Source organism: Aerococcus sp. BD502, from assembly GCF_057919555.1.
Genome location: NZ_CP147972.1, coordinates 1,749,603 through 1,770,114 on the forward strand (window position 1 = coordinate 1,749,603; position 20,512 = coordinate 1,770,114).

17 protein-coding genes and 1 pseudogene are annotated in these 20,512 nt (G+C 42.4%); all 18 read left to right on the top strand.

Going from position 1 to position 20,512, the window contains the following annotated elements:
- The first annotated feature begins 4 nt into the window (after positions 1–4).
- The 18 genes and pseudogenes from frr (at position 5) to hemW (ending at position 20,511) form a co-directional block, all read left to right on the top strand.
- Entirely contained in the window at positions 5–559 is a 555-nt protein-coding gene (gene frr / locus WF803_RS08370; protein WP_489611022.1) for a ribosome recycling factor, read from the top strand.
- Positions 560–703: 144 nt separating this feature from the next.
- Entirely contained in the window at positions 704–2,134 is a 1,431-nt protein-coding gene (locus WF803_RS08375) for an ISLre2 family transposase (protein WP_489610749.1), read from the top strand.
- A 375-nt stretch (positions 2,135–2,509) separates the two neighbouring features.
- Positions 2,510–3,253 (top strand): undecaprenyl pyrophosphate synthase, encoded by a 744-nt coding sequence (gene uppS / locus WF803_RS08380; RefSeq protein ID WP_489611023.1) that lies wholly within the window; start codon positions 2,510–2,512, stop codon positions 3,251–3,253.
- A gap of 9 nt (positions 3,254–3,262) precedes the next feature.
- The gene (locus WF803_RS08385; RefSeq protein WP_489611024.1) at positions 3,263–4,057 is read left to right on the top strand and encodes a phosphatidate cytidylyltransferase; all 795 of its coding nucleotides are present in this window, start codon (positions 3,263–3,265) and stop codon (positions 4,055–4,057) included.
- A gap of 12 nt (positions 4,058–4,069) precedes the next feature.
- Complete coding sequence (rseP, locus tag WF803_RS08390) at positions 4,070–5,329, top strand: RIP metalloprotease RseP (protein ID WP_489611025.1); 1,260 nt, start codon at positions 4,070–4,072, stop codon at positions 5,327–5,329.
- A gap of 21 nt (positions 5,330–5,350) precedes the next feature.
- Positions 5,351–9,646, top strand: a complete 4,296-nt coding sequence (locus tag WF803_RS08395; protein WP_489611026.1) for a PolC-type DNA polymerase III — start codon at positions 5,351–5,353, stop codon at positions 9,644–9,646.
- Between the two features lie 125 nt (positions 9,647–9,771).
- Positions 9,772–10,083 carry a P-II family nitrogen regulator gene (locus tag WF803_RS08400; RefSeq protein WP_489611027.1) on the top strand — a complete coding sequence of 104 codons (312 nt, stop codon included), beginning with the start codon at positions 9,772–9,774 and terminating at the stop codon, positions 10,081–10,083.
- A 12-nt stretch (positions 10,084–10,095) separates the two neighbouring features.
- On the top strand, positions 10,096–11,571 hold the full coding sequence (locus tag WF803_RS08405) for a DUF1538 domain-containing protein (protein WP_489611028.1): 1,476 nt from the start codon (positions 10,096–10,098) through the stop codon (positions 11,569–11,571).
- A gap of 2 nt (positions 11,572–11,573) precedes the next feature.
- On the top strand, positions 11,574–12,215 hold the full coding sequence (locus tag WF803_RS08410) for a putative PII-like signaling protein (RefSeq protein WP_489611029.1): 642 nt from the start codon (positions 11,574–11,576) through the stop codon (positions 12,213–12,215).
- A gap of 139 nt (positions 12,216–12,354) precedes the next feature.
- Positions 12,355–12,828, top strand: coding sequence for a ribosome maturation factor RimP (gene rimP / locus WF803_RS08415; RefSeq protein WP_489611919.1), 474 nt, complete (start codon positions 12,355–12,357; stop codon positions 12,826–12,828).
- A 20-nt stretch (positions 12,829–12,848) separates the two neighbouring features.
- Positions 12,849–14,114: a transcription termination factor NusA gene (gene nusA / locus WF803_RS08420; protein ID WP_489611030.1), complete on the top strand. Its 1,266-nt coding sequence runs from the start codon at positions 12,849–12,851 to the stop codon at positions 14,112–14,114.
- A 35-nt stretch (positions 14,115–14,149) separates the two neighbouring features.
- Positions 14,150–14,449, top strand: coding sequence for an RNase P modulator RnpM (gene rnpM / locus WF803_RS08425; RefSeq protein ID WP_489611031.1), 300 nt, complete (start codon positions 14,150–14,152; stop codon positions 14,447–14,449).
- Complete coding sequence (locus WF803_RS08430; RefSeq protein WP_489611032.1) at positions 14,439–14,738, top strand: L7Ae/L30e/S12e/Gadd45 family ribosomal protein; 300 nt, start codon at positions 14,439–14,441, stop codon at positions 14,736–14,738. The genes rnpM and WF803_RS08430 overlap by 11 nt, the downstream gene beginning before the upstream one ends.
- A 51-nt stretch (positions 14,739–14,789) precedes the next feature.
- Positions 14,790–16,958, top strand: a complete 2,169-nt coding sequence (infB, locus tag WF803_RS08435) for a translation initiation factor IF-2 (protein WP_489611033.1) — start codon at positions 14,790–14,792, stop codon at positions 16,956–16,958.
- Positions 16,959–16,973: 15 nt separating this feature from the next.
- Positions 16,974–17,330 (top strand): 30S ribosome-binding factor RbfA, encoded by a 357-nt coding sequence (gene rbfA, locus WF803_RS08440; RefSeq protein WP_489611034.1) that lies wholly within the window; start codon positions 16,974–16,976, stop codon positions 17,328–17,330.
- Between the two features lie 219 nt (positions 17,331–17,549).
- Positions 17,550–18,401: pseudogene (truB, locus tag WF803_RS08445) on the top strand (tRNA pseudouridine(55) synthase TruB); the annotation flags it as partial.
- Positions 18,398–19,360, top strand: coding sequence for a riboflavin biosynthesis protein RibF (ribF, locus tag WF803_RS08450; protein ID WP_489611035.1), 963 nt, complete (start codon positions 18,398–18,400; stop codon positions 19,358–19,360). The pseudogene truB and the gene ribF, both read left to right, overlap by 4 nt.
- A 17-nt stretch (positions 19,361–19,377) precedes the next feature.
- A complete protein-coding gene (gene hemW / locus WF803_RS08455) occupies positions 19,378–20,511 on the top strand; it encodes a radical SAM family heme chaperone HemW (protein WP_489611036.1) in 1,134 nt (377 codons plus the stop codon).
- Position 20,512: the final 1 nt, after the last annotated feature.

Sequence of the window (20,512 nt, forward strand, 5' to 3'; positions counted from 1 at the left end):
ATTTATGAAGCAAATTATTAAAAATACAGAACAGAGAATGAAGAAGTCGGAAGAATCCCTGCAAAATGAATTAGCACGAATCCGAGCCGGTGTCGCGAATGCTAGCTTACTTTCTGGCATTGTTGTGGATTATTACGGGGCGGAAACTCCTTTGCAGACGATTGCCTCCATTAATGTTCCGGAGCCGCGCATGCTTTTGGTCACACCCTATGATAAATCGACTCTTAAGGCGATTGAGCAAGCTATTCAAATTTCTGATTTGGGGATCACGCCTAATAACGATGGCGAAAAAATTCGTTTGACTATTCCCGCTCTAACACAAGAGCGCCGGAATGAGTTAATGAAACTTGTCGGCAAAGATTTGGAACAAGCTAAAATTTCGGTCCGAAATATCCGGCGTGATGCCATGGACGAAGCGAAAGAAGCTGAGAAAAATAGTGACATTACCGAAGATGAGCAACGTCGTTTAGAAAAAGAAATTCAACAGGTAACGGATCAAAGTATCGCTTCCCTTGAAAAAATTGCAGAAGATAAAGAAGCTGAAATTTTAAACGATTAAGCAAATTTAATAAGGGCCAGCTCTCTGGAAAGATCTTCCTGAGAGCTTTTTTCATGTAAGAATTCTAATTGCTATGTTTATCCTTAGTGTAAAATTATGCTCGGTAAGACTTGAAAAATAAAAAAAAGGACATCTATCTTTAAGTTGAACAATAAAAAGAAAGAAGATGTCCTCATGAATGATATTATCACAGATATTCTAAAAAAGACGGAAAATTGCTCATCTTTAGGTGACTTTGAAGATCTTGTTTATCCGATATTAAGCAATTTTTGCTGTGAATGTCTTGCAGCGACCTTTACTCAACTTGATCAGCAATTAATTCAAAGATACCAAGCCGAAGGCTGGAAAATTGCTCGCTATGAACCACGAACACTATGTTTTATGTTTGGAGCCGTCACTTTCAGACGCTGTCGGATGAAAAAAGAAGGTCACTCTAGCTTTCTTCCCCTAGATTTGTGTTTAGGACTAGAAGCAAGAAGTCATCTTTCTTCTCAGGTCAAAGAAAAAATTGCCCAGCTTTGTACGAAGCAAACTTTTCGTGCGACTGCAGAAGCCTTCAATGCTTTAATGCCTTTTAGTATTTCGCATCAGACCGCACATCATATTGTTCAAGAAATTGGGCAAAAAATTTTAAGCTTTGAGAATAAAAAAGCAGAAGAGAAGGAACTGGCTTACTCTCAAAAACGATCCGTTCCTTTTCTGTACATTGAAGGGGATGGGTTTTTAATCACTAAGAAGAAGAAAAAAGGGAAAAGGACAAAACATCTTCAACTACACCGTGTGACTCTCTATGAAGGCGTCGATCGATCCACTTCGCGGCATCAACTTATTCAAGCTCATTATTTTTCTTCTGTTCAATCTAGTGCAGCCCTTCGAGAAAAAGTTAGCCGATTTCTTAACTCCTACTATGATTTACATCAAACGATTGTGATTTCTAATTCGGATGGTGGCAGTGGTTATACGGAGGAAGATTTTAACGAGATGATTGGGGTATGCCTTCGGCATGAACATTTCTGCGATAAATTTCATGTCATTCAAAAAATCAGAACGCGCCTATTTTTTGATCATAAAATACGTCAATTGGTCATTAAAAAAGTGAAGGCTTATGATTTCGAAGGAGTTCAAGTTACTTTGGAGACCTGTGAAAGTCGCTGGCACCATCATCAGGAGTTTTTGGCTGAAATTGAAGCTCTAAGAGCTTATCTTCAAAGGAATTGGTTACTCATTAAACCAGCAGAGCAGCGAGGCTTACCAAACCATTTTTCCGGTGGCGTTTGTGAAGCAGGCCATCGGCTTTATACTTATCGCATGAAAAAGCAAGGACGAAATTGGACCCGTCAAGGCGCAGCAGCAATGGCTGCCATTATCACCGCTCAATCTAATCATTGTTTTGAAGAAGCTGTTCGATCAGATATTGAAGCTAATACAAGCCCATTTATACCCGAATATCCAGAGATTGTTAGGGCAATACTATGTCACAGGCCGCAACAAAGTTCTTGTGGTGCCCATCAGGGCACGATTCCAAGTGAAGTGTCAAGCAGTATGGTCGGGAAATTATACCATACATTTTGTTAGCTGCTTCGCCAAAAGACACGGAGTGCGTGCTAAAGACCTGCGTTAGCAGTGTTAGCAGGCCGTCCGTATATCTGGCTCTCGGAGTGCCGATAGGGTGAGCGTAGCGAGGCCTAACCAACGACATAGAGCCAGAATAGGACGGTCAGGCGTAAGCTTCTATGAAGCGTAAGCCGGTGCCACTGCTTTTCAACGCAGCGTCCTTTAGCACAAAAACGAAGTGACTTTTGAATAATTAGATACGAGATAGAGTTCTTTATGATTGACCGAGCATTGCTTGACACTAACATGTTTATCTAAGGGGGCTAATTTGGTCAATTTTTATGTTAAGATAGACGTTAAGATAGATTGAATGAATTGAGAAACGGATGATAAATAATGGTACACCAGCAAAAATTTGATCCTCAAAAAGTTATTCCCAAACATGTTGCGATTATTATGGATGGCAATGGTCGTTGGGCCCAAGAACGGAATTTAGCGCGCACGGCGGGACATCGCGAAGGTTTAAATGCGATCAAACGTGTTTGTAAGGCTGCTGTTCAAGTTGGCGTCAAAGTTTTAACGATTTATGCTTTTTCTACAGAAAACTGGAAGCGACCTAAAAAAGAAGTTTCCTTTCTGATGAATTTACCAAGCGTTTTAAATGATGATATTTTACCGGAGCTCGTTTCAAATAATATTCAAGTTCAAATGCTAGGTTCACGCCAAGGCTTGCCGAAGAAAACGGTGCGGGCCATTGATCGAGCGATTGAACAAACCAAGCAGAATTCGGGATTAATTTTAAATGTCGCCTTTAATTATGGCAGTCGCCAAGAAATTACCGAGGCCTGTCAAATTTTGGCTAAGGAAGTTAAAGCTGGACAGCTCAAAGCAGAGGACATCACTGAAGAAAAATTGGATGCTAGCTTACGAACAGCTTCATTGGGTGAATATCGAAATCCGGACCTTTTGATTCGTTCCAGTGGTGAGGTTCGCCTGAGTAACTATTTATTATGGCAATTAGCTTATACGGAGATGCTTTTTGTTGAGGAAAAATGGCCCGATTTTGATGAAGAAATTTTCCTGCAATGCCTGGCTGTTTACCAACAACGTGATCGTCGTTTTGGTAAAATAAAAAGTTAGGTGGCGGAAATGAAAACTAGAACATTAACAGCAATCATTGGTTTATTAATCTTCATTCCAATTCTCATCATTGGCCCACCATTTTTCTCCATTTTTGTCCTCTTGCTAAGCTTAATTACTTTATATGAACTGCTGAGGATGACTGGGCAAAAAATTATGTCGATTGAAGGCTTTTTAACTTTTATGCTGATGATCGTTTGCCTCATTCCTGATGAGTATTACCAGCATATTTCTGTCAATCTAGAGTCGATTTCCTTTTACTATGCCATTTGTATTTTACTATTGGCGGTTATGGTTTATAAGCCAGAGGTCGAGTTTAATACCATTGCGGTGCTATCTCTATCCGCTTTATATGTGGGACGAGGCTACCAATTTTTGATTTTGGGACGTGAGATAGGTTTAGCGACGATCGTTTTTGTGTTTCTGCTTGTTTGGGGGAATGATACTTTTGCCTATCTGGGAGGTTCGCGCTTTGGACGTCGGCCGTTAGCCCCAAAAATATCGCCTAATAAAACCATTGAAGGTTCGCTTTCGGGGATTTTAGGTGGTTTAGTGATTAGTTTCATTTTTACCAGTATTTATCCGCTATTCTCACTTAATATCGGCCAACAGTTCGTGATGACGATTATCCTAGGCATTACCGGTCAATTGGGTGATCTCGTGGAGTCAGCTATGAAACGTCAATATCAAGTTAAGGATTCCGGGCACATTCTCCCCGGCCATGGCGGTCTTTTGGATCGCTTTGATAGCATGCTTTTCGTTTTGCCGATGTTTCATTTTATCCTAACGATTTTCAAAATTTAAAAGGAGCTTGACATGAAAACTATCCTTGTCTTTTTAATTATTTTTAGCATTATCGTTGTTTTTCATGAATTTGGGCATTTTATTATGGCAAAAAGAGCCGGAGTTTTAGTTCGTGAGTTTGCGATTGGCATGGGACCTAAATTATTCCAATACCACGGTGAAGAAACCGCCTATACCTTGCGCCTACTTCCCTTAGGGGGCTATGTGCGGATGGCTGGGCTGGAAGAATATGAAGACGAACTGGCTAAGGGCCAGCAAGTTTACCTAGTGCTCGATGAAAAGGAGCACATTAAAAAAATATATTTAGGGGATACATCAGACAACTTGGCGATACCCTTTGAGATTCATGATACTGATTTAGGTGAGGGGCAAACTTTAACGGGCCTGCCGATGGGCCAGCAGGAGGAACGTACCTATGTTTTAAGTGAAAACACGGATTTACTGGAAGCCGATGGATCAACCACTCGATTAGCTCCGCCGCACCGGCAAATTCAAGCGGCAAGTTTAAAAAATCGTCTACTCATCAATATCGCCGGTCCTTTTAATAACTTTTTGCTGGGGATCTTAGGCTTTATGCTGCTCGCCTTCTTGCAGGGTGGGGTGATAAACTCAGAACCAGTGATAGGTGAAGTTGTGCCCGATTCACCTGCTGCCAAGGCCTCTCTGCAGCCTGGTGATCGGATCAGAAAAATTGACGATACGGAAATTGAAGACTTTGCTGAAATTGAAAAAGCCGTGTCTAAGGAATTTGGTAGGCGTTTAAATATTATTTATGAACGCCAAGGAGCAAAGGCCAGTACAGAAGTGACAGTGAAAGAAGAAAAAGATGCCGCCGGCCACCCTTATGGCCTTATTGGTATTAAGCCGGAAATCCGCACCAATCTATCGGCAAAAATGAGCTATGGCCTGATTCAAGCGCGTGATATGGTGCAGATGTTTTTTTCTTTAATTGGAGAGATGTTTACGCAAGGTTTTAGTATCAATAATTTCGGTGGACCAGTTTACATGTACCAGGCCACTAGCGAAATTTCTCACTATGGCTTTTTTGCTTTAGTCAGTTGGACAGCTGCTTTAAGTATTAATTTAGGGCTCATGAATTTGCTGCCGATCCCCGCTTTAGACGGCGGGAAGATCCTCTTCAATTTACTTGAAGGCGTACTGGGCCGGCCAATTTCCGCTAAAATGGAAGGGGTGGCCACACTAGTGGGAGCCGTTCTGATGTTAATTTTAATGCTAGCAGTGACTTGGAACGATATCATGAGGTTTTTCTAAGTCGCTTGAGGAGGGATGCTTGTGCTAGGCAATGATGAATTATTTAAACTCTTATTAAAGCAAATGAAATGGTCGCCGGATTCAGCTGCCTTTCAGGCCGGCGGAATAGAAAAAGTATTAGTTTACCGGCAGCAGTGTGCCTATTTTTTTCATTTTACCTTTCCTGAAGTTTTGCCCGCTGCCCTTTACCAGGAATTCACTAAGCGTTTAAAGGAAACCTTTCAAGGCATTGCCCGTGTTGATTTCTCCCTTACGATTCCCCAATCAAAAACTTGGCAACCAAAGCTCGTTCTCGATTACTGGCCTCTGGTCACGGGACAGTTAGATATTCACAATGGCTTTGCTAAGCAAGTATTGATGGGACAGTTGCCTACTGTTGAAGACGAAAAATTGGTGATCCGAACTGACCACCAACAATTACAGGCTTTTATTGCTGATAATTACTTACATAAAATAAAAGAAGCCTATCAGAAACTAGGTTTTCCCCAACTGCCTTTCACTGTTTTGGTTGATGAGGAGACAGCGAACGACCGTCGGGATCAATTCACGCATCGGAAAAAAATGCTGGAGGAAAAACAGCAAGATATTGCCCGAGAAGCTGATGAAAAGCAAGAAAAAAGCAGCCCCAAAACGAAACCTGAAGCCTTAAAAATTGGGGGAAATATCAACCCTCGGGGCGTGCAAAGCATGAATAATATCCAGGATGAAGAAAAAAATGTGGCACTTGAAGGCCATATTTTCGATCTGGAAATACGTGAGCTGAATTCAGGACGGAAAATTTTAACTTTGAAAATAACGGACTATACTTCCGCCTTCCAGGTCACTATGTTTTCGAATACCGATCATGATGAATTGGTATTTGAGCAATTAAATACTGGCATGTGGGTGCGTGTCGCTGGCGATATTCGCTATGATGAGCGGTATGCTAGGGACTATGTTCTTATGGCTCGCCAATTAGAAGCCATAGAAAAAATGCCCCGTTTAGATACAGCGCCAGCGGATGAAAAGCGAATAGAGTTACATGCTCATTCCAATATGAGTACGATGGATGCTACCAATACAGTTTCAGAATTGATTGAACGTGCCAAATTGTGGGGGCATGAAGCGATTGCTATTACGGATCATGCTGGTGTTCAGGCTTTTCCTGAGGCCAGTCATGCCGGCCATGAGCAAGGCATTAAAATTATTTATGGCTTAGAGGCAAATGTTGTTGAAGATAATGTCCCCATTACTTACCAGCCCACCCAAGAGAATATATTTGATGCGACTTATGTCGTATTTGACGTGGAAACGACGGGGCTTTCTGCTGAATATCATTATATTATCGAATTAGCCGCTGTAAAAATGAAAAAAGGGAACGTCATCGATACTTTCGAGGAATTTATTAACCCCGGCCATCCACTTTCTGCTTTCACGACCGAATTGACGGGAATTACAGACGCCATGCTGACAGATGCCCGTCCCGAAGAAGATATTATGGCTGATTTCACCGCTTGGTGCCAAGATTGTGTGTTGGTGGCTCATAATGCTACTTTTGATATGGGCTTCATTAATGCGGCCAACAAGCGTTACGGCTTGCCGCCGTATGCCAATCCTGTTGTTGACACTCTAGAACTATCCCGTTTTTTACATCCTAATTTGAAAAGCCATCGCCTCAATACTTTAGCGAAGCGTTATGATGTTAATTTAGAACAGCACCACCGCGCTATTTATGATGCGGAATCAACTTCTGCTTTGGCTTGGATATTTTTAAATGAAGCTTACAATGACCATCAAATCGAAACTTTGGCTGCCTTGAATCAAGGCAGCGGCAATGAAGAAGCCTATAAACATAGTCGTCCCTTCCAGGCCACCATTTTAGTACGTAATCAAGCTGGTTTGAAAGACTTGTTTAAGCTGGTAAGTGAGGCAAATACGAAATATTTCTATCGGGTTCCCCGTGTCCCTCGCAGTCGTTTAGATGCTTATCGCAAAAATTTTCTTGTCGGCACGGGCTGTGGCCATAGTGAATTTTTTGAAGCCTTGCTCCAAAAAGGCTTTGAGGAAGCAAAAAATGTCGCCTCTTACTACGATTACCTAGAGATTCATCCCAAAGAAGTCTACCAAAGTTTTGTCGACAGTGGGCAAATCCCTGACCAGGAGACATTGAGAAAAATGATGGTTCAAATGGTGGAGATCGCTAAAGCCTTAAATATTCCAGCCTTAGCGACTGGGGATGTTCATTATTTGGATCCCCATGATAAAATTTATCGAGATATTGTGGTTAAAGCGGATCGCCATAATCAGCGGAAGCATTTACCTGAAGCTCATTTCAGAACGACTGAGGAGATGCTAGCCTCTTATCATTTTCTAGGCGAAGAGGAGGCTTATCAATTAGTCGTTACCGGTCCAAAGGAATTAGTGGCTCAAATTGAGGAAGTTGAACCTTTAAAAACCAAATTATATACGCCGACTATTGAAGGAGCTGAAGAAGAAATTCGAGCCACCAGTTACTCCGAAGCTAAAAGGCTTTATGGTGATGAGCTCCCAAGTCTGATTACGGAAAGACTAGAGAAAGAATTAACGAGTATTATCGGGAATGGCTTTGCGGTGGTTTACCTTATCTCCGAAAAGTTAGTGAAGAAATCAAATTCGGATGGTTATATTGTCGGGAGTCGAGGCTCGGTGGGTTCATCTTTTGTGGCGACGATGCTTGGAATTACGGAGGTTAATCCCTTGGCCCCTCATTATGTCTGCCCAAATTGCCATTATAGTGAGTTCTTTACGAATGGGGAGGTCGGTTCGGGTTTTGACTTAGCAGATAAGGCCTGTCCAAAATGCGGTGAAGCTTTGAATAAAGATGGCCACGATATCCCGTTTGAAACCTTCCTAGGTTTTACTGGTGATAAGGTTCCTGATATTGACTTAAATTTTTCCGGTGACTACCAACCCACAGCTCATCAATTTACGAAGGAAATGTTTGGTGAAGATCACGTTTACCGGGCTGGAACAATTTCTACCGTAGCAACCAAAACAGCTTTTGGCTATGTGTTAGGCTATGCGGAGGACGAGGGTATTCAACTGCGGCAAGCGGAAAAAGAATTTCTAGCGGTCGGAACCTCAGGGGTAAAACGCACAACCGGCCAGCACCCGGGAGGGATTATTGTCATCCCTGAGAATATGGATGTTTATGATTTCACGCCCGTTCAATATCCCGCAGATGCGCAGGACTCAGAATGGCTAACCACGCACTTTGATTTCCATTCGATTGATGAGAACGTGTTGAAATTGGATATTCTGGGCCATGATGATCCTACCGTGATTCGGAAATTACAGGACTTATCGGGCATGCTTCCCGAAGATATTCCGATGGATGATCCTGATGTTTACCAATTGTTCAATGGGACCGAAATTTTAGGGGTCAGCCCAAAACAATTACTCTCTAAAATTGGGACCTTAGGTATCCCTGAATTTGGTACTCCCTTTACCCGGCAAATGTTGGAGGCAACACACCCCACTACCTTCGCTGAATTGGTTCAGATTTCGGGCTTATCCCACGGCAGCGGGGTGTGGGTGGGCAACGCCGAAGTCCTTGTTCGAGAAAAAAACATGCCCCTCTCGGAAGTAATTGGATGCCGTGATGATATTATGGTGTATTTGATTCACCAAGGTCTCAAAGAAGCGGATGCTTTTCATATTATGGAAAAGGTTCGGAAAGGGCGCGGCCTCTCGGAAGAACACCAACAAATTATGCGGGAAAATAATATTCCCGAATGGTATTTAGACTCTTGCCTTAAAATTGAATATATGTTCCCGAAAGCCCATGCGACAGCCTACGTTATCAATGCACTGCGGGTGGCTTGGTTTAAAGTTCATCGACCCATCTGGTATTATGCGGCTTATCTAAGCGTTAGGGCTAATGATTTTGATTTAACCGCCATGACGTCTGGCTGTGCGGGCAATAAAAATCGCCTCAAAGAAATCAAAGCCAAGGGCAATGAGGCTAGTGATACCGAGAAAAATTTGCTGATTGTCTTAGAAATTATCAATGAACTGTGGGAGCGTGGCTATCGTTTAAAAATGGTAGACCTGCTCAAATCAGATGCGACGGATTTCGTTATTGAAGATGAGAAAACTCTAATTGCGCCATTCCGAGCGATTCCGGGTCTGGGCATCAATGTGGCCAAGCAAATTGTTAAGGCCCGGGAAGAATCTCCTTTCTTATCGAAAGAGGATTTGCGTAATCGGGGTCGCGTCAGTAAAACTATTGTCGAATATATGGACAATCACCAAGTTCTAGAAGATTTACCTGATGAAAATCAATTAAGCCTGTTTTAAATCATTTCAGTTCATTCTAAAAGCACCATCTCATGCTCCCTAAAAATGATCAGTCATAGGGAACATTTAGATGGTGTTTTTTAATATGTTATAATTTTAGTATCGAAAGATAAAGGAGGATCGATATGAAAGGACAAGAAATGCTGGTGATTATTGTCGAACGTCATTTAGGGCGTGAGGTGGTTAAAGAAGCCCGAGCAGCGGGCGCACAGGGCGCGACAGTCATTCATGGTCGTGGAACAGGTGATATTGATATTGAAGCAGCCTTTGACGTTAAATATGAACCGGAAAAAGATTTAGTCTTAATGGTGGTTGCAGAAGCTGCTAGTCAAAAGATTGCAGGGCATTTAGCCGCGGTGTTTGATTTTTCGGAACCCGATACAGGAATTGTTTTCCGTTTACCCGTTTTACAGACATCGGGTGTCTATCAGCCGTAAGGGGGAGATTTTGTGGGAATTTTATGGGATAAGTTTAAGGAGACTGCTTATTCAGTGGTACCGATTGTGGCCATTGTTTTAATTTTCTCCTTATTTTTTATTGATGTGCCGAGCTTTATGATTATTCGTTTCCTCGTGGGAGCAGTTTTGGTTATGCTGGGCTTGACGATTTTCTTATTAGGGATTGAGGTTGGGATGACACCCATTGGCCAATACTTTGGTGAGTACGTTGCCCATGCCCCGAAAATTTTTCTGGCGGTGGGAATCAGTTTGATTATTGGCTTCTCGGTCACGATTGCGGAACCGGATTTACTCATTTTAGGCCAGCAAATTGAAGAGGCAACCGGTGGAGCTTTGAATGCACAACTCACAGTTTTTTTTGTGTCCGTCGGCGTGGGCTTGCTAATTAGTTTAGGTGTTATTCGTTTATTGAAAAATTTTTCGATTGCCCATTTTTTTATGTTAATTTATGGCAGTATTTTACTTGTCGCTCTCTTTTCAAACTCCTCTGCCATTGCTATGGGTTTTGATGCTTCTGGGGCGACCACAGGAGCCTTAACGACTCCTTTTATTTTAGCCTTATCAGGAAGTCTAGCAGCACGAGCCGGTGGGGAGCAAGCTGAGGAGAACTCCTTTGGCCTTGTAGGAGCGATGAGTACCGGCCCCATCCTTGCGGTTATGTTTCTGGTGTTATTCAGTGGGAGTCAAATAACGGCAGCAGCTTCAGAGTTGACCTATGCTGAAGGAATCTTACGTCCTCTACTTATGGCGGTCTGGCCCACCCTGAAGGAATCTCTACTTGCCTTAGCCCCCATTATCGTCTTTTTCTTTGTCTTTTCTATTTTTAAATTTAAGGTCGAGCGAGAAGATATGGCTGATATTATTAAGGGGATTATTTATACGATCGTTGGGTTAACTTTCTTCCTCACAGGCGTCAATGAAGGTTTTATAGATATGGGACATTTCCTCGGTGAAGCGGTAGCTTCAGCAGGGAGTATTTGGCTTTTACTCACTGGCTTTATTTTTGGCTTGGTTGTTGTTTTAGCTGAACCCGCTGTACATGTTCTTAGTAATCAAGTGGAAGATATTACTGGGGGTTATGTGCATAATACGGTTTTACTTTCAGCCTTATCGCTTGGCGTAGGTTTAGCAGTAGGTTTATCCATGCTTCGCTTACTACTGCCAAGTTTAGAAGTTTGGCACTTTTTACTCCCTGGTTTCGGCTTGGCAATTGTTCTGACGTACTTTGTGCCTAACTTGTTCGTTGGGATTGCCTTTGATGCTGGTGGCGTGGCGAGTGGACCCATGACAGCGACCTTTATTCTGGCCTTTGCCCAGGGAGCTGCGGCCTACATTCCTACCGCAAATGCTTTAGATGCGTTTGGCGTGATTGCCTTTGTAGCAATGATTCCCGTTCTTATGGTAGAATTACTGGGCTTTGTCTTTAAAATTAAAACACAAAAAGTACCAACAGAGAAAAGAGGGTAATAATGAGACGCATTCTATTTCTTGCTATTGTTAAAAATGGTTTGGCTAGTAAAATTGTCCAAGAAGCTAAGCAGGTTGGTATTACAGGCGGCACGATCCTAAAGGCGGAAGGCACGGTGGTGAATAAATTTGTTAATATGCTTGGCCTCCACGATTCCAAACGAGAAATTGTTCTTATGGTTGCTCCCAAAGACCTTCAAGAAGACGTGCACCGCCGTTTGGAGAAGAAATTTAATTTGCAAAAAGATGGCCATGGTGTATTATTTTCCTTTGCTATTTCTAGTTGTATAGGAAGCTCAAAGATCAATATAGCTTTTGATCGAGAAGAAAATGAACCATATGAATATCAAGCGATGTTTGTCATTGTTGATCGTCCTTATGGTAATGAGATCGTCCAATATGCTCGCGAGGCGGGAGGCCAAGGGGCCACCATTTTGCACGGGCGCGGAACAGGGACTCATGAAGTTGGGAAATTGTTTAATCTAGCGATTGAACCCGAAAAAGAAATTGTGGTCATGGTTGTTTCTACCGAAGAAATTGAAGAGTTGACTGCTTATATTGAACGTGAGAGTGGGATTAGTGAGGCAGGCAAGGGAATCATTTTTACGATTCCGGTTAAAGGGGTCTTGGGCCTTGGTGAATAACGAGTCAACATAAGCTTTTCATGAAAAAAGCTTGAATTATGCGCTTTGACGTGCTATCCTAATAGTGTAGATTAAGTGACTAGCGAGGAGTGAGCGGGGACGCTCACTCTTTTGCGTAGGATGAAAGCGGGTGTTTAAATTGGTACGTATTGTTGATAAAGTCTCCACACTCATTCAACCCTTCTTTGATGAAGAGGCTTATGAACTATTTGATATTGAATATGTGAAGGAAGGCCAAGATTGGTTCCTTCGTATTTATGCTGACAAGCCTGAAGGCGTTTCTTTAGATGATTGTGTTTATTTAAGTGAGCACATTTCTACAATTTTAGATGAAGCCGACCCTGACCCTATTCCTGGGACATATTTTTTAGAAGTTTCTTCACCAGGAGCTGAACGCCCCTTAAAATCAGAAAAAGCAATTCGCCAAGCCGTAGGGCAATGGGTTCATGTGAATCTCTATCAGCATTATGACGGCTTCAAAGAAATTGAAGGTAAATTGCTAGCGATTAGTGATGAGAGTTTAATTTTAGAAACTAAAGATAAAACACGTCGGATTGAAAAGGAAATTCCAAGAAAGCTCATTTCTTTCATTCGACTGGCAATAGAATTTTAAGAAGGAAAACGAGGGATTTAATGAGCAAAGAATTAGCGAGTGCTTTACTGGCATTGGAAAAAGATAAGGGTATTTCCAGAGAAGTTATCTTGGAGGCCTTAGAGGCTGCACTCATTTCCGCTTATCGCCGTAATTACCGGCAAGCACAAAATGTTGAGGTAGATTTTAATGAAGAAACAGGCTCTATCAAAGTTTACGCCGTTAAAGAAGTTGTTGATAGTGTTTTAGATTCTACCTTAGAAATCTCTTTGGCCGATGCCCGTGAAATTCATCCCGCCTATGAAATTGGTGATCAAATTCGCTTTGAGGTAACACCCCATAATTTTGGTCGGATTGCTGCCCAAACGGCGAAGCAAGTGATTACCCAACGCCTGCGCGAGGCAGAGAGAAGTCTTATTTATGAAGAATTCATTGACTATGAGGATGATCTATTGACGGGGACGGTTGAACGTGAGGATGGCCGTTTTGTTTACATTAATTTAGGAAAGATAGAAGCTGCTCTCACCCCTGAAGGACAGATTCCTGGGGAGCATTTTGAATCTCACGAGCGTGTTAAAGTTTATATTGAACGCGTTGAAAATACGACCAAGGGACCTCAAATTTACGTAAGCCGTAGCCATCCTAATATGATTAAGCGTCTCTTTGAAAATGAGGTGCCTGAAGTTTATGATGGGACGGTGGAGATCAGGGGCATTGCTAGAGAGGCCGGTGAACGGGCTAAAATTGCCGTTTACTCGAATGATCCTAATATTGATCCCGTTGGAACTTGCGTGGGAACCCATGGGAATCGCGTGCAAACGGTCGTTAATGAGCTAAACGGTGAAAATATGGATATCATCGAATGGTCTGATGATCCTGCGACTTATATCGAGCATGCCTTAAATCCTGCTGAGGTTCTCTCTGTTCATTTTGAGAATTCGGAAAATGCTTGTGTCGTCGTTGTGAGCGATCACCATCTCTCTTTAGCGATTGGAAAGCAAGGGCAAAATGTTCGTTTGGCAGCGAAATTGACAGGCTATCGAATTGATATCAAAGCTGAATCTGAATTCCGAGCTTATCAACAGACCGAAGAATACGAAGAACGCTTTGGCGAGAAGTCAGAAAGCCTCGAAGACGATACTGAAGAAGTATTCGAAGCCGAAGACAGCTCAGATGCTGAAATTGAGGGAGCTTTGGAAAGTGAAAAGAACTCAGCTGAAGCTTCAAAAGACGAGACACTGGATGAAGAGGAAAAGTCAGAAAGTTTACTAATTGATGATGAAGCCTCACTGCCGAAGAGTAATTAAAGAACGCCGAAATAAAAAATGATGAGGGATTTATCATGGCTAAAAAAAGAAAAATTCCAATGAGAAAGTGCGTTGTCACGCAAGAAAAGCATCCTAAAAAAGATCTTATCCGGGTGGTTCGTACTCCAGAAGGAGAGATCGAAATCGATGAGAAAGGGAAAATGAATGGACGAGGCGCTTACATTCAAGTCAGTGAGCAAGTTGCTCAAAGAGCTTGGGATAAACACGCCTTAGATTCTCATCTCAATGCAAAAATTAGCGACGATTTTTATGAAAAGTTACTCGCTTATGCTAAGCATAAAGAAGCAAGAAGAGAATTGTTCAATGAATCGTAAAAGCTTGCAGACGCTCGGCTTAGCCCAAGTTGCTGGTGGCTTAATTTCTGGTGAAGATCAAGTTTTAAAGGCCATAAAAAATAAGCAAGCTAAATTGGTATTGCTGGCCCGGGATGCGGGAGTTAATACCCAAAAGAAGCTGACCGATAAATGTCAAACCTATCAGATCCCCCTGATCGAATGCTACAGTCGCCAGGAGTTGACGCAAGCCTTAGGAAAGAAACGTTTAATTTGTTGTTTTATTGATAATAGTTTTGCAAAATTATGGCAGCAAAACGAAGAGCAATAAATCTTAACAAGGGAGAATTTACATGAGTTACTAAGTAAGGATGGTGATGGCATGTCTAAAAAACGTGTCTATGAATATGCGAAAGAAAATAACATGGCTAGCAAGGAATTGCTCAAAAAAGCCAAGGAAAGTGGCTTAGTCTTCAAGAGCCATATGTCCTCAATGGATGAAGAAGAAATGAAAAAAATGGATGCAGTCCTTGCTGGTGAAAAAGCTGATCATTCTAAGGTAAAACGCCAGCCTGAGCAAAAAAAGGTTAAGAACAAGAGTCAGCAGCAAGACAAGCCAGCCAAGAATAAAAATAAGAAAAACCAGGGTCAGGAAAAACCTAAAGGTAAGCAACAAAAGAAAAAGGGACGGCGGCAACGCCAAGCAAAACGGAAGCAAAAAAGGACGCCAAATTATAACGATCGGAAAAGGATTTCTAACAATAAACCTCACCATCATAAGACCAAAGCCCTACCAGAAAAAGTAGAATATGTTGATGGAATGACCGTCGCTGACCTATCCAAAAAACTACATCGTCAACCAGCTGAGTTAATTAAAAAATTAATGATGATGGGGGTTATGGCTAATCAAAATCAATCTTTAGATACGGACACGATTGCTCTGCTACTGGATGAATATGGCATTGAAGCTGAAGAAAAAATTGTTGTTAACCAAGCTGATTTTGATCAGCATTTCCAAGATGTTGAAGAAGATACAGAACATCTAGCCCCTCGTCCTGCGGTGGTGACGGTCATGGGCCATGTTGACCATGGTAAAACAACGCTTTTGGACTATCTCAGAAAAGCAAACGTCGCCGGCGGAGAAGCTGGAGGCATTACTCAGCATATCGCAGCCTATCAAATTGAAGTGAATGGTAAGCTGCTCACCTTTCTCGACACTCCGGGTCACGCTGCCTTTACTACGATGAGGGCACGCGGCGCCGATGTGACAGACATTGTTATTATTGTCGTTGCAGCCGATGATGGGGTTATGCCACAGACAGTGGAAGCAATTAATCATGCCAAAGCAGCTAAAGTACCTATCTTAGTGGCAATCAATAAAATGGATAAGCCGACTGCTGATCCTGCTCGAGTGAAACAAGAGCTCATGGAGTATGGCCTCGTTTCTGAGGAATGGGGCGGAGATACTATTTTTGTGGAAATCTCAGCCAAAAAAGGTGAAAACATCGATGAATTATTAGAAATGCTGCTACTCGTCGCCGAATTAGAAGAATACAAGGCCAATCCTGATCGCTTGGCGCTCGGCTCTGTCATTGAAGCCCGCCTTGATCCCCATCGTGGCGCAGTAGCGACCTTACTTGTCCAACACGGAACCTTGAAGGTGAGCGATGCTATTGTTGTGGGTAATACATATGGTCGTGTGCGAACCATGGTAAATGATCAAGGGAAGAAAATTGAAGCAGCTGGCCCTTCTAGTCCTGTTGAGATTACAGGTTTGAATGATGCACCCTCGGCAGGCGATCGCTTTGTCGTGTTTGAAGATGAAAAAACAGCGCGTAGTGTCGGTGAGGAGCGTGCTAAGAAGGCGCAGGAAGAACGCCGTCAAGCCACTACCCATGTGACCCTCGATAATCTCTTTGATACGATCAAGGAAGGGCAAATGAAGACTGTGAATGTTATCATTAAAGCTGATGTTCAGGGATCGGTGGAGGCGCTCGCTGGTAGTTTGAAGAAAATTAAATCGGATGATGTTAAGGTTGATATTGTTCATCAAGCTGTTGGTGGCATTAACGAAAGCGATGTAACATTGGCGTCTGCCTCGAATGCTATTATTATTGGCTTTAACGTTCGTCCTACGCCACAAGCCAAAGTTCAAGCTCAGACGGAAGGTGTTGATATTCGCCTTCACAATGTCATTTATGACGCTATTCAAGAAATTGAAAATGCCATGCTTGGTCTTTTAGATCCAGAGATTGAAGAACAAGTCACTGGTGAAGTAGTTATTCGAGAAACCTATAAGGTATCCAAAGTAGGAACCATTGGCGGTGCTTATGTGAATAGTGGTGTGATTAAACGGAACAGTAAAGTACGAGTTTACCGGAACAATGTTTCGATTTATGATGGTGAGCTCTCTTCTTTGAAAAGGTATAAAGATGATGCTAGCGAAGTAACGAAAGGCTATGAATGTGGTTTAATGATTAAAGACTTTAATGATATTAAAGTCGATGATATTATTGAGCCGTATGAGCTCGTTGAAGTTAAGAAATTTTAAGAAAAGGTGGTAGCTATGTCAAAGTACCGCGTAGAACGCATAGCAGAACAAATTTTAAGGGATGTCACGGACATTGTTCAAAAAGATGTCAAAGATCCTCGTGTCCAGCAGGTTAATTTCACGGATGTTAATTTAACTGGCGACATGCAGTATGCAACGATTTTCTATTCAACCTTAAAAACAGATGCCGAAACGAAAGCCACGGCGGAAGAAGGCTTGAAAAAAGCTTCCGGCTTAATTCGCTCTAAATTAGCCGAACGCTTGCAGCTTTTCAAGGCACCTGAAATTGAGTTTAAACGTGATGAATCCATTGAGTACGGCGCTCACATTGATGCCTTGCTGGAAAAGATTAAGCACGAAGACAAAGATTAAGCCATAATCACGTTTTAGAGCCTGCGGTAAGGAAATATTCTTTACTGACAGGCTCTTTGTTGTGGTATTTATAGCTAGCTTTAGTTTAGTAATTATTTTCTGCATGCTATAATGACTAAGAATATGACAAGATAAGCGGGTGATAAAATGAATGGGATTATTTGCTTATGGAAGGAGCGCGGGCTAACGAGCCATGATTGTGTTTAACAGCTACGCCGACTTTTGCATACAAAAAAAGTGGGCCATGCCGGTACTTTGGACCCCACGGTGGCGGGCATTTTACCGATTTGTGTCGGCCAAGCTACACGACTAGTCGAATACCTGCAAGCTGCTAAGAAAACTTATACTGGCGAAATTACCCTAGGCTTTCAAACGGAAACCGAAGATCTGGAAGGTGAAACTGTGGCTCAGGAAGCCATTAATGAACCTTATTCGGATGAAAGAATTCAAGCTGCCGCCAGGCATTTAGAAGGAGAACTTGTCCAAATTCCGCCGATGTATTCTGCTGTTAAAGTGAATGGGAAGCGGCTTTATGAATATGCTCGCCAAGGTCTGCCAGTGACGCGCCCAAAGCGGCATGTTCACATTGACGAATTCCTCATTACTTCGCCTAGCCATTACAATGCTCACAAGAAACAGCAAAGCTTTGCTTTTCAAGTCACCTGCAGCAAGGGAACTTATATTCGGACTTTAGCTGTACAATTGGGGCAGGAATTGGGTACGCTCGCTACCATGACTCAACTCACACGGATTGGGGCTGGTTCTTTTAACTGTGAGGACGCCAGCACCTTAGAGGAAATAGAAGGGCAAATTGCTGCTGGCCAAACCACTTTCCTTAGGCCTATGAGCTATGCGCTAACTCATTTTCCCATCTGGAAGGTGCCCTTGGAGCTCCAATTCGGTGTCAAAAATGGTCAAGTTCTGCCTTTAGAGGTTCTGCCTGCCAAGCTTCGCTGCCAATTACCTGTGCAGGCCTGCTTTAAAGGGAAAGTTTTTGGTATTTATAAAAAACATCCGGAAAAACCTCATCAGATTAAACCGGAAAAAATGTTTCCAGGAGGTGCAGAATGAAAACAATTCGCTTACACCACCCATGTCACAGCTTTAAAAAGGAGCCCGTTATTTTAGCCTTAGGTTTTTTTGATGGTGTTCATCGGGGCCATCAAAAACTTTTAAAAGTGGCGCGTGAACTTGCTTTTAAAAAGGATTTGCCGCTGGCGGTGCTTACTTTTGATTGTGCACCCGCGACCATGCATGAACCCCTTGATATTAAGCAGTTTCAATATCTAACAACCATTGCCGAAAAGGAAAAGCTCATGAAGTATTTTGGCGTTGATCGGTTGTATATCATGCAGTATACCAGCGCCTTTTATCAACTTTCTCCTCAGGAATTTGTTGATCAATATGTTGTCGGCTTGGGTGCTGATACAGTCGTGGCCGGTTTTGATTACACCTTCGGGAAAGCCCAGTTTGCTAATATGGACACATTACCGCAGTTTGCTAAGGGCCGCTTTCACATTATTACAGTTCCTGAAGTCGTTTTGGGTGAACATAAAATTTCAACACGACGACTCAAAAAAGCCATCACCACAGAACCGATTCAAGTCATAAACATGAGCCTAGGCTATCCCTATTTTAATTTGGGACGTGTGATACATGGAAAAAAAAGAGGGCGTAAGCTAGGTTTTCCAACAGCCAATCTGGCCATTGCTTCTCAATCTGTTTTGCCTAAAATAGGTGTCTATGCGGTTGAAGTGAAGGTTAATCATTCCTTATACATGGGCATGGCCTCTATCGGTCACAATCCGACGTTTGAGTCGGGGGGACAGAAAACCGTTGAAATTAATATTTTAAACTTTTCAGAAGATATCTATGGGGAGGAATTGACGGTTTACTGGCACCAGTACTTACGTCCTGAAGAAAAATTTCAAGGCCCCCAACCTCTAATAGCCCAAATGAAAGAAGATCAAAAAAATGTTCAGAGCTATTTTGAAGATCGCCTTGCTATCTACCCACACATAGACGCCTAATAGATTAAGGAGGTTATATGGCCAAGGCAATTTATATTCATATTCCTTTTTGTAGCCATATTTGCTATTATTGTGATTTTAATAAAGTATTCTTGGAAGGCCAGCCCGTCGATGATTATATAGAAGCCTGTTGCCATGAGTTTGGGCTTTATGCCGAGGAGTTGGCGGCAGAAGAAATTAAAACGATCTATGTGGGGGGAGGGACGCCTTCCACTTTGACGAGTGCACAGATTGAAAAATTATTTACGGGGCTTAAAAAATATACTCATTGGTCACCCAATATTGAAGTGACGTTTGAAATGAACCCTAATGATATTACCACTGAATTACTGAACACTTTAAAGCAGTGTGGGATCAATCGGCTGAGTATCGGTGTGCAAGCTTTTGATAATGCCTTACTCAAGCGTATTGGCCGGCAGCACAGTGCGGAGGAAGCCCTAGAGGCTTTACAAATTGTTAAAGCTTCTTCCTTTACGAATGTTTCCATCGATTTAATTTTTGGCCTGCCACGGCAAAGCTACACGGAATTTGAGCAAACACTGGATATTGCCTTCCGGCTGAACCTTCCTCATTATTCCATTTATTCGCTTATTTTGGAAAATAAGACGGTTTTTTACAATCTAATGCGCCAGGGCAAATTAAATTTACCCACGCAAGACGAAGAAGCGGAAATGTTTCAGCTGGTTATCGCTCGTATGCAAGCTGAAGGCTTTGATCATTATGAAATTAGTAATTATGGTAAGCCGGGCTATGAGTCCAAGCATAATTTAATTTACTGGGCCAATGAGGAATATTTTGGCTTTGGTGCTGGAGCTCATGGTTATTTATCCGGAAGACGCTATCAAAACTTTGGCCCTATCCAACACTATTTGCAGGGGATTCGCTCAGGCTCCGCTGTATTAAGGGAAAAGGTATTGACCAAAGCAGAGCAGATTGAAGAGGAGATGTTTCTTGGCCTGAGAAGGCGCAAAGGGGTTGACTTGGACCATTTCGAAGCTAAATTTAAGCTAGATGCCGAAGAACTATATGCCGAGCAAATTGCTCGCTTAAAAGAAGAAGGCCTACTCATGCAAAAAGGCCGGCAAATTGCCTTAACTCCTCATGGTTTATTCCTAGGTAATGAAGCTTTTCAAGAATTTTTACTCACGTAGA

Excerpts from the sequence above, each read along its gene's own strand:
- frr (WP_489611022.1), top strand. The coding sequence starts at position 5 with ATGAAGCAAATTATTAAAAATACAGAACAGAGAATGAAGAAGTCGGAA.
- uppS (WP_489611023.1), top strand. The coding sequence starts at position 2,510 with ATGGTACACCAGCAAAAATTTGATCCTCAAAAAGTTATTCCCAAACAT.
- WF803_RS08385 (WP_489611024.1), top strand. The coding sequence starts at position 3,263 with ATGAAAACTAGAACATTAACAGCAATCATTGGTTTATTAATCTTCATT.
- rseP (WP_489611025.1), top strand. The coding sequence starts at position 4,070 with ATGAAAACTATCCTTGTCTTTTTAATTATTTTTAGCATTATCGTTGTT.
- WF803_RS08400 (WP_489611027.1), top strand. The coding sequence starts at position 9,772 with ATGAAAGGACAAGAAATGCTGGTGATTATTGTCGAACGTCATTTAGGG.
- WF803_RS08410 (WP_489611029.1), top strand. The coding sequence starts at position 11,574 with ATGAGACGCATTCTATTTCTTGCTATTGTTAAAAATGGTTTGGCTAGT.
- nusA (WP_489611030.1), top strand. The coding sequence starts at position 12,849 with ATGAGCAAAGAATTAGCGAGTGCTTTACTGGCATTGGAAAAAGATAAG.
- rnpM (WP_489611031.1), top strand. The coding sequence starts at position 14,150 with ATGGCTAAAAAAAGAAAAATTCCAATGAGAAAGTGCGTTGTCACGCAA.
- WF803_RS08430 (WP_489611032.1), top strand. The coding sequence starts at position 14,439 with ATGAATCGTAAAAGCTTGCAGACGCTCGGCTTAGCCCAAGTTGCTGGT.
- infB (WP_489611033.1), top strand. The coding sequence starts at position 14,790 with ATGTCTAAAAAACGTGTCTATGAATATGCGAAAGAAAATAACATGGCT.
- rbfA (WP_489611034.1), top strand. The coding sequence starts at position 16,974 with ATGTCAAAGTACCGCGTAGAACGCATAGCAGAACAAATTTTAAGGGAT.
- ribF (WP_489611035.1), top strand. The coding sequence starts at position 18,398 with ATGAAAACAATTCGCTTACACCACCCATGTCACAGCTTTAAAAAGGAG.
- hemW (WP_489611036.1), top strand. The coding sequence starts at position 19,378 with ATGGCCAAGGCAATTTATATTCATATTCCTTTTTGTAGCCATATTTGC.